This window comes from Salinivirga sp. (genome assembly GCF_055145285.1).
In genome coordinates this window covers 19864-32698 of the sequence record NZ_JBSRDC010000040.1, presented here as the reverse complement: position 1 = coordinate 32698, position 12835 = coordinate 19864, and the positions used below count along the sequence as shown (strand labels likewise).

4 protein-coding genes are annotated in these 12835 nt (G+C 44.8%); all 4 read right to left on the bottom strand.

Going from position 1 to position 12835, the window contains the following annotated elements; translation table 11 throughout:
• On the bottom strand, positions 1-1051 hold a 1051-nt coding region (locus ACTB0Y_RS08135), incomplete at its 3' end, for a hypothetical protein (protein WP_463206320.1).
• 589 nt (positions 1052-1640) lie between these two features.
• Entirely contained in the window at positions 1641-2696 is a 1056-nt protein-coding gene (locus ACTB0Y_RS08130; RefSeq protein WP_463206319.1) for an FISUMP domain-containing protein, read from the bottom strand.
• Between the two features lie 27 nt (positions 2697-2723).
• Positions 2724-10778: a T9SS type A sorting domain-containing protein gene (locus ACTB0Y_RS08125; RefSeq protein WP_463206318.1), complete on the bottom strand. Its 8055-nt coding sequence runs from the start codon at positions 10776-10778 to the stop codon at positions 2724-2726.
• Between the two features lie 3 nt (positions 10779-10781).
• The gene (locus ACTB0Y_RS08120; RefSeq protein WP_463206317.1) at positions 10782-12833 is read right to left on the bottom strand and encodes a fibronectin type III domain-containing protein; all 2052 of its coding nucleotides are present in this window, start codon (positions 12831-12833) and stop codon (positions 10782-10784) included.
• Between the last annotated feature and the right edge of the window lie 2 nt (positions 12834-12835).

Here is a 12835-nt window from a genome sequence, read left to right as displayed (position 1 = left end):
AGGCCGTAGAGGGCGACAGTGAGCGGATCATGGCTGTTTCGCCCACGGTGTCGAAGGTACGCCACTCCTCGCCCACATCAGCATCGGTGGGTATGAACTCCACCCGGAACTGTTCGCTACCCGGACGGGCCACCCAGCTTATGCGGGCCTGCGTGATTTCCACTTCGCTGTGGGTAGGGTTCAGTGGGGTTTGACAGGCCGAACCATATTGAAACATGATGGGCTCCGAATGGCCCTGGTTCTTAAAACTCACCTGGTTGGAGGGATCGCTGGCCGTAATCCGGCATACATAGTGCGATCCGGGATTAAGCACCGGGTACGACGGCCCCCAGATCAGGGTGGTCATGGGCAGTTGATAGCTGTGATTGGAAGGCAAGCTGCCCGTGGTAACATTGGGATCGGCGTTGGCCGGAACTTCCCATAGTTCAAGCTCGTACTGTATTTGATGTCCACCCGTGGGCATCACTGAGTTTTGCGGTATCCACGAGAACATCACATTCTGTACAGCCCCGGGATCGAGTTGGGCGCCATCGGCCGGTTGTACAATGGCAGGCGGATCGTTGAGCATGACCCAGGCCATGGTGATGGCAGTGTTGGAAATAACCACATTGCGGCGGGGTTCCAGCACCTGCAGTTTGATGGTATAATTACCCTCGGGCAACCGGCCATTGGGCATGAAACTGCCCCACGATCCGTTGAGTAATTGAAATGCACCAGGTTGAAAATAGGGTTCCAGCGCCACGCCCAGATTTTGGGGTATGCCACCTTGCAGGGTAAAGTCCGGCACAATGGCATTGGGACTGGTTTGGATGCTAAACCCGGGTCCTTCGAAAATAAACCGCAGGCGCACGTCGAGCGATGGCGTGGTGACATCGTTGAGCAGCAGGTTCACATTAATGCGCGAAGTATTGCCCGGCACAAACCCACTTACCGTGGATGGTGCGGGTCCGGCAATGGTCATATTGGCCTGCACAGGATATTGCTGCGCATGCCCGTTTTGCCATCCAATGACACTGCATAAAATCAATAATACAAATAAAACCTGCTTCATAACTTTATTTCTGTTTTTGCTGTTACTTTAATTTTTTTAACCACTAAGGACCCAAAGACCAACTGAACATCTGCGAGCAAAGCTGAAACTCCGCCAGCAGCCTGCTCCTTCTCACCGTTTTGCCACGGGGAACACAGAGATTACCTTCTCCTTAGTGCTTCAACCCATCATCGCTAATCGCGCGCAGATCCCTTTAGAGTATTTTCACTTGCCAGCACGCGCCCCCTAGCCCCCTAAAGGGGGAAGCGCTAACGCACGGTTCGTGAGGAATTTAGCCTGATCGGAGACGTGGTTGCTGAGCGTAGCCGAAGCATCATCGCGAACGCAGTGAAGCGATCTGTTGCAAATGACCGGAACGGAAGCCTTGTCCCGCAGGCGGGAGAATCAAAGGGTGCGCGCAGATCCCTTTAGAGCCTGTCCCGCAGTAGGCGGGAGATTCAAGGGTGCAGGGCTGATTTCCTCCGTGTTCCTTGTGTCCTCCGTGGTTAAAACCAGTCTTAATGGTTTATAAAAAATTTCAAATAACATCGATTAACTACAAATATCCGTTAATCACTCTTTTAACTCCATCTTTTAATTTTATCATTTTCTAGTCTTTTATGCAACGGACTGAAGCGCCCTTCCTTTTAGTTAAGCTATAACGAGAAATTCGTGTACTAATAGAATATAAAGCCCGCATCCAAACATCATCTATGCCGTTTGTTGTTGAGCTATGATAATATCCACATAAAGGATTAAAAAAAGTACCAGCACCGTTGCGAAATCTTCCTGGAAGACCATTAAATCCGCTTGTTCCGAATTCACTGTCTTGACTTATGGTGTTGCTATATCCCCACATATTTGCAAAACCAGCTAACTTACTGCCTTCGTTGATTCCACGGGCAGTAAATGAGGTATCAGCATCAGCCTGGCTCATACCCAATTCCATTTCAAGGGTTTTCCATTCCTCATCAGAGGGGGCGTGCCAACCATCGGGACAGAGGTTTCCGGTAATTACGGCATGCCCGTTATAAAGGGGTCCGTAAGTATCGGCATATAGATACTCATTATTGTCATACCAACAATATGCACCGGTTGTATTGTTGCTCCAGGCAGAATCAGATACAGCTAATTCTATAGGCTCACCATCATTATACGTAATAGTTTTCAGGTTTTCGGCCATCCATTCCTGTTCACCGATGATTACGGTTTGGTAGGTATTGCCGTCGATATCAGTAACGCCATTACCCCACTCTATACCCTTTTTAAGGTTGATATCAATGGAGTCGCTTGCTTGAAGACCCTCTTCATCAACAGCCACTACATGAATCCCATGACTACCCAATGATTCGCCAGCTGTCATCCACTCCGTTCTGAAGGGACTTTCATTTATCGAGCTGATCATACTATCATCTACATGAATATCAACCCGGGACAGATTATCATCAGGGTCATTTACAGAAATTATGATTGTGATGGTATCACCCTCTGCAAATTCAGCTCCCGCTAACGGTTCGAATACAACACAATCGGGGGCTTCATTTACCTCTATTTCTTCTTGTGATTCATCTGTTTCTTCCTGCTCTTCTTCGCATGCTGCAACGAGCATCAGAGTGGCAAAAGCCATTAGCAGCAAACTGATCTTTAAATAATATTGTTTTTTCATGGTGTATAATTTTTTCCTGTTTATTTATTAAATCACAATTAATTTCACGAATCGGTATTCATTTTTGGCCCGGATGCGTAAAAAGTACATGCCGCGTTCCAGCGATTTTAATTTCATTGACCACTGATGCGTCTCAGCCTTTCCAAACTCCTTTTGGATGACGACCTCGCCCTGGTTATCAATCAATTCTACTTTGGTGCTGTATGAATCGAATAAATCGATTAGCAGAAGTGCATCTTCCACGGCCGGGTTGGGTGATACTTTTACCGATTTGAATACCCCCTGCCCGTTTTTCAATCCGCCATTTCCATTGTTGAAACCCTCCACGGTGACCGATTTGTAGTGCTCTGCAATACAATTGCCGGTATAAGTGATCAATCCGGCCATGAATCCGCCTTCTTCGGTGGTTTGGGTGTGTACTTCATATTGGTGTGCTTCCAATAGATTGAATGATGATGGGACAAGCCAATTCAATGAATCGGGCATTGGCCATGAAATGTCAATCATAATCAGTGTATCATTCACCCTGCCAGATGTGGGCATAAGTAATGTGGCATCGGCTTCGTAGCTGTAAGCAATTACTTCTGTGGAATCATGGGCATAACAGCCTTCGGGTGAATACAGCTCAAGACTGTAAAGCCCGGCTGATTCAATGGCCAGCTCACGTTCCTGACCTACCATGTCATTATTCCTGAACCACAGGTAAGTATGATCGTTGTAAACCGCATCCAGGGTTTTGGTTTGGTTGGCACACAAATGCAATGTATCGGGCAGTACTGTAACCAGTGGATCGGGGTTTTGCAGGATCACACGACCGGTATCGGCACAATTATGGACATCAACCAATTGATAGCTATAGGCTCCGGCACTGAGCAGCTCCAGGGCATCGCCCGATTGGCCGTTGCTCCAATAAATGTTAAAAGGCGCCGTACCACCAATGGGTTCTGACTGTATGTAACCGGTACTATCGTTAAAACATACCGGATCAGATACATTAATTATGTTTAAGTAAAGCGAATCAGGCTGTGTCAGTTCCACTTCCACAGTATCCACACAATCGTGTTGATCAGCTACATAAATGGTATATGAACCGGCAGCAAGCGATTGAATTTCCATGCCGTATCCCTGTTCGCCGTTTAGTGAGACCTCGTAAGGTGGTGTACCCTGCGATGGAGAAAGGCTAATGGTGCCCGTTTTTTCGCCGTAGCACAGCGGATTGACAATATCTGTCAGCTCCACATCTGTTCCGGGCACATATTCAAGCTCCACAGCCTTTTCAATAAAGCAATCGTGCGCATCAATGATTTGCACAGTATGTTGTCCTACAGCAAGATTATTCAGTTGCAGTGTATCGGCAAATGTTATTGTCGAATCGGGCAATAAATAGGGTGCTGTACCTCCTTCCATTGAAATACTCAGGGTTCCATTTTCCATATGGCAATACGAGGGCAAAGCTTCAAAAGTATTAAACTTTAGTGAATCGGGTTCTGTTAAGATGAATGCAGCACTATCTTCACAATTGTTTTTATCGCGGGTAAAAATGGAAATTTCCCCGGCTGTTAGTTGATCATAAAATGTTTGGGAAGAAAAATTACCCGGATTGTTTAAACTGAAATAGTATGGTGCTGTGCCACCACCGGCTGCAAGTTGCACCCAGCCCGAGGAGTCGTTTTTACATTGCAAATTTGAAAAATCAGCCACAGCGCCTTTGAGCAGCTCGGGCTGACCAACTTCAACCTCCATAGAATCCACACAACCGGCAATATCTTTTGCCATGGCCCAATAATTACCCGCTGAAAGGTCTGTATACTTTCTTTGCGTGGTAAAGGGGGTATTTTTCAGGGCAAACAGGTACTCGCCGACATCCCACCCGCCCAGGGCATTCAGCGACACCATTCCATCGGCGTAACCATAACATTTGACAGGAGTTGGAGTAGCCAATGTATTTAATGGTGCCATTGGTTGATTGATATTGACTTTTGATAAAATGCCGGTTGAATCGGTAGATTCATCATGACAATTGTGGGCATCAAATACTTTTACATCGTACGTTCCTGCTGACAGGGAAAGCGTATCGTTTTGCAATAAAGCCTGCCAATTTTCTCCTTCAGCAGACCATGACAGATTATAAGGTGCTGTACCGCCAATCACATCCACAGCGAGGGCTCCACTGGCTTCACCATAGCATATCACATCCTTTGAAAATATCTGCGACTGAATCGGCTCAGGAGGAATAATTTCATAAGAAGTATTGTACTGACAATTGTTGGTATCACGCACGGCAATGGTATATGTGCCTCCCGCCAAATTGTTGATGGCATCAAATCCATTGATGACCTGGTTATTTTCATCATACCAGTTCACAATAAATGGCGGAGCATCGCCCGTGATGGTTACCGACAGGGCTCCATCTTCGCTGTAGTTGCACGAAGGGATGGTCATATCTTGCATACCTACCTCCGGTCCGCCAATATCACTCAGGATTACCTGTGCGGTGTAGGTACAGAGATTATCATCAGTCAGGGTAAACGGATATATGCCAGCAAACAGGCTGTCAATGGCGAATTGTGGCGGCACTGAATCGTTGGTCCAGTCAATGGCAATACTGCCTGTTCCACCGGATGCAGCAACTTCCACAGAGCCATTGTTCTGGGTACAGGTGGGTCTTACCAGCAACACCACTTCATGACCGATGGCTGTGGGCTCATCAACCCACACAGAATCTGATGCAGAGCAACCTTTGGTATCTTCAATTTGCAAAAAATAGTTACCCGAAGGAATGCTGTCGAATAAGCCGGATATTGTGGTATCGGGACCCAGGTTGTACATATACCCGCCATTCCCCCCATAGATTTCAACAGCTACACTTCCATCGTTACCGCCGTGGCATAAGGGCCTGGTGATGTCAATATTGGTAATCTGCATGGAGTCTGGTTGGGGAATGAATATTTCGGCAGAATCGATACAATTTAACGAATCCCGCACGTAAAAGCGGTGATTGCCCGTTTCAAGGTCTGTGAAATCGGTTAACCCGGTCCACAGGAGGTTTTCACCGGCAAATTGGAAGTCGGACCATCCACCGTCGGCAGTTAAATTCACGGCTCCGTTAGTTTCACCAAAACAGCGAACCGGCGTCATCTCCACAGTATCGAGTGCAAGCGCCAATTCCGGTTCCTGAACAATTACCTGATTGAGCACCGAATCGTGTGGGGTGCATCCATGATCGTCGGTGATCACCACCCTGTAAATTCCCGCATCCAGATTGATGATTTCCTTTGTTGCACCTACTTGTTGGCTTAGGGTATCGAACCACTGGTAGGCATACGCGGGTGTGCCTCCGGTAGGGTTCACATTAGCAGCACCCGAAGAACCTCCTTTGCAAACCACTGGAGAAGTTGAAAACGCAAGAGTTAGTGGCTCCGGCTGTGCAATGGAGTGCTGCCGGCTGACCTGGCAATTGTTGGGGTCGATAGCCACAAGTTCATAATTTCCGGCAGGCAGACCTTGAAATTGAAAACCATTCTCTACGTCCTGATAAAGGATACTGTCGCTATGCAGCGTCAGGCTATACTGATCTGCAGCGCCCCAGTCGATTCCACCAGTGATTCGACCGGTATATTGGCCATTGGAATAATTGTGACATGAGGGTTCCAAAATATCTTCATTGACAATTTGCAGGGTATCAGGCTCATTGAGCGTCACTTCTGCTTCATAGCGGCACCCATGATCGTCGGTCAATTCTGCCTGATAAGTGCCAGCGCTTAAGTTATTGATCATAAAGTGATGCGCATCAATAGGTTGCACTTCTCCATTATCAGAAATATTAAGCGTATAACCCGGCGAACCACCTGAAACTTCAATCAATGCACTATCTGTTAAACCGCTACACCGTATGGCAAAACCGTTGTGATCACTCAGGGTGAATTGGTGGTCGAAGTCGGGCGGGTCGTTCACCTGCACAGAGTCCGAGAACATACAGCCCTTGCCATCTTCCAGCTTATAGCCATAGGAACCCGCAGAGAGGCTGTCCACAAGCATGGCGGGCATGGTATCGGCCTGATGCAATAACCTGTAATTGCCGTTACCTCCTGTAGGCACAATTTCAAAACTTCCGTCAGCACTGCCGGGACAGTTGGCATCGGTTACAATTACATCATCTGCAAGTAAAGAATCGGGTTCAGTAACTTCAATGGAATCGAGCACCACACAATTTTGCGTATCGCGCAAAAACACTGGATGCATGCCAGCCTGGAGGGCATTGAAAGTATGGGTTGAATCATGATTTGTCCACCCTGCCGAATCCATTGAAAAAGCATACATTTCCCATCCACCACTTGCCAGGGCTGTTAAGGTACCGTCGCCATCGCCATGGCAGGTGGGTTGCGTAAATTGCAGGTTAAGTTCCAATGGCATTTCGGGCGAATTGATGTGCACAGAATCGCCATTGATGGCTGTGGCCGGACAATTGTTGCTATCGGTCATAGAAACTGTGTAATCACCCGGTGTCAGCGATGAAAAGTCAGCTGTAGTCCCGTTAAAATTGATCGTATCCTGCCCTGCTCCATTGTACCATGCCGAATATGAAGGTGTGCCACCTGCCACATTCAGCGATATTGCACCATCGGTATCTCCATAGCAGGTAATATCTAAATGATTATGACTGTAGGTTAATTCATCCGGCTGACCAACTGTAATGCTTTGGCTGGTATTGCAACCTGTAGCTGTTTCTACTACTTCAATCACATAAGTTCCGGCAGGGATGTCATTCAATGAATTATTCAAGGTATCACCGTGAAAGTAATCGGTTTGCAGCACCGTTCCATTGAGGCTATCCTGGTAAATGGTTAGCATTTTTTCGGTAAGTGTATCGTGCGAGGCTGTATATTCGATAAAACCATCCGCATAGCCATGACAGGTAGGCTCGTTTATTTGAGAAATATCCAATACTATTGGATTGGGGTTTTCTAAATCAACAATTTCATAATCACCATGGGTAGGAAACCGACAACCATTAGAATCCTTAATCGCTAATGGATAGGTATTTGCACCCAGATTGCTTATGGTGTACGTATTATCAATGGAAACCGAATCAGTATCTACAAAAAGCTTATACCCCGGCACACCGCCGCTACCGAGGACCTCGATCGAGCCATCTTCAGAGCCACTGCAGGTAGGATTAATTGTATTCAGAATATCAAGATTCAGTGAATCAGGTTGCTCCAGGGTGATACTATCTTCCAATATACAACTATTGGAATCCGTAACTGTGTAGTGGTGTTTGCCTGCGTTCAAAAGCCTTATCAATGTGTCATTTTGAACAGTATTTTCATTGAAGTTAATTGTGTACGGATATTTGCCTCCACTTACAGTCGCTATCACCTGGGTAGAACTGTCATAGCAACGAATTGGGTATCCATTGTAAGTTTCGTGTTCAAAGCTGATGTCAAGGGGTTCGGGCTCATTGATGGTGAAATCGTGCGTGATGGAACAGCCCAGTTCGTTGGTTATTATAAGTTCATGGCTTCCTGCATCGAGACCCATAATTGCATAAGGCGCTGAAAGTGATATGTCCGTACCATCCAACTTAAAAGATAATGTACTATAAGGCCCGGTAACACCAAAACTGTATTCACCGTTGTTTCCACCATTGCAACTTACGTCGACAGTAGAGGCATTAACTACATTAAGTGAATCCGGATCGTTGAGTGTAACCTGAACTGTATCAGAAAAACAACCCTCTCTATTCTCAGCAAAACAGTGATAGGTACCGGCAGGTAAGTCATTAAACAAAAATATAGAATAAAAAGAAGTTTGAATGAATCCGGACTGTATAGTATCACCAGAAAATTTCTCGAGATGAAAATTTATGAATTCATTTGACTGATTATTTACAGCCAATTGTATTGAGCCGGTATTTGAACCTGGACATTGCGGATCACTTATATTGGGCAAGTTTAGCCTAATAGGATCGGGCGCTGAAACAGTAATCTCCTTACTAAAAACACACGCTTCAAGTCCTTTTACATTTGCATATATGGAATACGTGTCCTGCCCCAAACTGTCAAATTGATGGAATATGCCTTTGTACCAATCAACGCCATTACGCGATAATTCATATTCGGGGGCATCAATGACATTAATAAGATTGGCCCTAATACCTCCATTGGTTGAATAGGCACAACCTGTAACATCTACGCTTTCCAGATCAATATTTTTTTCACTCAAATTCCCGGGATCCGTGGGCATGGTGATGGTTTTTTCGAGGTCATATCCATTATATGAGGTGGTAATTCTTAATTCTCCTGCTGGCAGAGAAAAGAAATAGACTGGTTCAATTGAATCATATAAATTATGAGGCCTTTCGATCATATCCTGAGCAATAACTTCACCATTTTGCCATACGAAGACTGGGGTATCGAACCAAAAATTATAATAATCATCGATTCTTATTTTACCTGTATGAGCTGAATCACATCCGGTTACAATATCAAGTATTTCCACTTCGAAGTTGATGCCCTGGTATTCAGGAATGGTTTTGGTAGCACTTTTGGTATAGCTTTCGCTTGCCGCAGGATGGGATAATTTCAAATCAATATTAACCGAATTGGCCATATCGGGGACATACGCACCATAACTCACAAGCTCACCTGCATTGTGCCAGGCACCATCATTCATTCGCCATTGAATTACGATTTGACTTGTATCAAGCGAACCTATATAGGTCATATTTACATCTGACCGGTTCACAGTAATTTCGGGCGCATCATGGTATGTTGCTCCCTCATTATACGATAACCCAAAATTGAATTCCGGGTAACGTGTTTGGAATTCCACATTTTTATTGGAAGTGCAGCCGGGGTTTTCATCCGCATATTGTATTTCCACATTGTAATTCCCCGGAACATTTAGGCTTTCACCTCCATCCACCCAGGCATCATATGTACTGTTAAACTGGTTATCAAGTACACTATTGACATTACCCGTGCCTGGCACTGATTGAACCAGGTAAGAATTATTCAGTGCATTGGCAGGATTTGGGCGGGTGGTGACAGTTATGGTTTTTTGTTGGTAGCCTTCACATACATCTTCAATGCAGGTTTGAAATTCGAACAGATAATCACCATCTGTGGTTAAATTAACATTCGCAGTATCATCTTCATTCTCCAAAATTTGGGTCATATATGCACTGGGATTTTCTTGACCTGGTTCGGTAATCATAATTTTTACAGCATCAACTTCATCCCACACGGTTTCCAGTGGACCTATATTCAGGGTACGCGCACCATCTTCGCAAAAAATTACTTCTTCAGGTATTTCATCCAGGTTATGAACACCCGGGTATACAGTGAGATTAAAGCCGGCACTATCATACCAGGAATGGGATTCACCGATATACGGTTCATTACTCACTTTTGATTTTACCTGAAAATATATAATTTTATTTGTATCAGTTATTGAACTATAAGGATCAATATTGTAGGCAAAGCCATCAGGCGCATAAGTTTTTATAGTTTGCCAACCGTTTCCAATATCTTTTTGTAAATGATATGTTACTGTTTGATTGTTTGTAGTATTTTCAAAATTAAATTGTATTCTGCCACCTTCTGTTACTTTATCAATATTAGTTGAATTGGTTGTCAAGTCATCTATGGTTGCGTCTTTGACTGGTTGTGGGGATGTTTTATATTCTATCAAATCACTTGCAGGTGGACAGCCTGTAGGTGAATTATGTAAAGGGGGAGTAGAAAAAGAGAATGGATTACGTTCAAATCTATCATATATGTATTCGCAGCTAGTTACGCCTCCGCCTCCTGGGGGATTTTTTTCTGAATAATTAAATCCTAATTTACACGAAAAGTTAAATCCTCCCTGCACAATCCAGGTAGTTGATGTAGTTTTTAATGTTTCCTCAAAAGACAATGTAAAGTAAGAAGAACTAGGTGGATAAACTTTTATGAAAACTACCGTATCACTCCAAATACTCGCATCATTATAAGGCTCGTAAGTAAATCGGCCTTTTTTTTGACTAAAACCTGATATAGCGATTACTAATAAAACGAAGATCAGATATACCTTTTTCATAACCTAAAACTTTAAACTGATTTCATTACTCATTTGGCTGCGGGTGTGTTGGGTGTTTTCCATTTGTACCCGGTATATATAATGTGCACCCACGCTTACCTGCTTGTCGCTAAATCTTGTTTGGTGACCATGGAGGGTCTTGTGAAGGCGCATGGGTCCGTTGTCTGTACGGCGAAAAATAAGGGTTTTGGTACTATTTGCTCCTCCTTCCCAGGAGAGGTCAATGGTGCCTGACCGGTAATTGGCTTCTGCCTCAAGTACGGGTTTGCGATTTTGCTGATGTATGTTTTTCAAATTGACCTGAAACCGGTTGCGGGCATATGCTGCGTTGCCTGCGGAATCAATGGCCGCCAGCGATACCATGTAATTTCGGTTCAGGAATGTTTTTAATTCAAATTCGCCGGGTTCGGATGCTGCTATGAAAGCCAGTGTGTCGTGGAAGTTGTTTTGGGCATTTTTTCCAGCGATGAGATAATGCGCCACATCTTTGGAACCACTGGGTTTCCACCTGAAATGCACTTCTTGTGCTTTGAACAAAGGCCTGAAAAATACAGGCGGCGAAGGTGGTATGGTATCAGGCAAACTCAGTTTTAACACCCTGGAAAAATCAGAATGGTTAAATCGCACATCATAGGCTTTCAGCTTGATGTACACATACCGGTTCAAATGCTTTAATGAGAATTGTTTTTTCCATACTTTATCATAAACAAACCCGGTGGTCAGTTGCGAAAACTCTGCATTGGGATCGTGAGCCGAATAAACCTTAAACCCATATAAGTCGTTGGCTTCAGGTTTTTCCCAGTGCAAATGCATCATGCCGGTAGTATCAATTGTTCCGGTCAAACCATCTGGTGCTTCTGGAGGAATGGAGTCAGACAATTGAACGAATACCGGACTGCTCATGCTGCGCTTTTTACCCCTGGTTCTTGCTTCTACCATAACATAAGTTTCACTGGTCTCCAATTGCAATTTTACCTGTCGTTTGTCAGGTGTAACAGTAATCGGTTTTTCTAGTGGAGCAGTGAGACTGCCAGACTGGTAAACTCTAAAACCTTCAAGATACGACTGTAAGCGTTCAGGATACTCCCATCTTAGCATAACAGTATTTTCCTCGTCATTGGTAACATAAGATAGTCTGTCGGGCTGTACCAATGGTGAAGGAATATCCACAACAATGGTATCGGACCAGGGGCCATAGGTTCCAAATGGAGTAATTCCCCGAATGATGTAAAAAACCGAGTCAGTGCCGGATACCAGCCGGTCGTTGAAATGGAAATACTCCTCAGAGAAATCGTTATTCTCAAGCGAAACATAAGGTGTTTGATGCATGGCGCCGAAATGCTGACCATCCATACTGCGCCTGATATCGAAAAATGAATAAGTTTGACCAAACGGAACCCTGGGCCAATAAAGCAGCACAGCCGTATCGCTAACTTTTTGCTTAATGCTGTAAATCTTTATTTTCCTGTCCGGGTCGTTCCTGTTAATGACGCTGTAAGCTGTGTCAGAATGCATCACACTATCCTGCCCCGCTGCATAAATCCGGTATAGTAGCACCTGGCAATTTTTAGGCGATTGATCCGTGTAACCCAGCCCCAGCATCCGGGCGGTGTTGTAATCACGGTCGGCAGAGGTCATGGCAAATGCAAAGCGCATTTGATCTTCTTTGTACCTGGTCATCATTAAATCGAGGCTGGCATCCGCACTTATTTCAAATGTTTGTCCAAACATCAATTGAGCGGCTATAGCGGCAGCATCTGATTGTTCAACCATTGACCGCCACTCTTCCTGTGGCCGGTGGGTATATCCGGTTGCTAATTGCCTGAATTGCAAAGCTCCCGAAGGTGTTGTATCACTTAAGCAGGCCCTTTCAATGACCCAGCCCTTGTTTTTGGACCACTCCCACGATTTATAATTCTTCGGTGCCCACCGGAGCAAAACACTGTCACCGGCCTTTTCAGTGATCAAATCAAGTTCAACTTTTCTTGTTTGGCTTTTGAGGGGTTCAACCAAATAAAGCAGAATTATGGTGAATAAAATATATTTAAAGTTCATAA

What these genes read in the sequence shown, in the direction of transcription:
- ACTB0Y_RS08120 (WP_463206317.1), bottom strand. Translation starts at nt 12,833, where the DNA reads ATGAACTTTAAATATATTTTATTCACCATAATTCTGCTTTATTTGGTT.
- ACTB0Y_RS08130 (WP_463206319.1), bottom strand. Translation starts at nt 2,696, where the DNA reads ATGAAAAAACAATATTATTTAAAGATCAGTTTGCTGCTAATGGCTTTT.
- ACTB0Y_RS08125 (WP_463206318.1), bottom strand. Translation starts at nt 10,778, where the DNA reads ATGAAAAAGGTATATCTGATCTTCGTTTTATTAGTAATCGCTATATCA.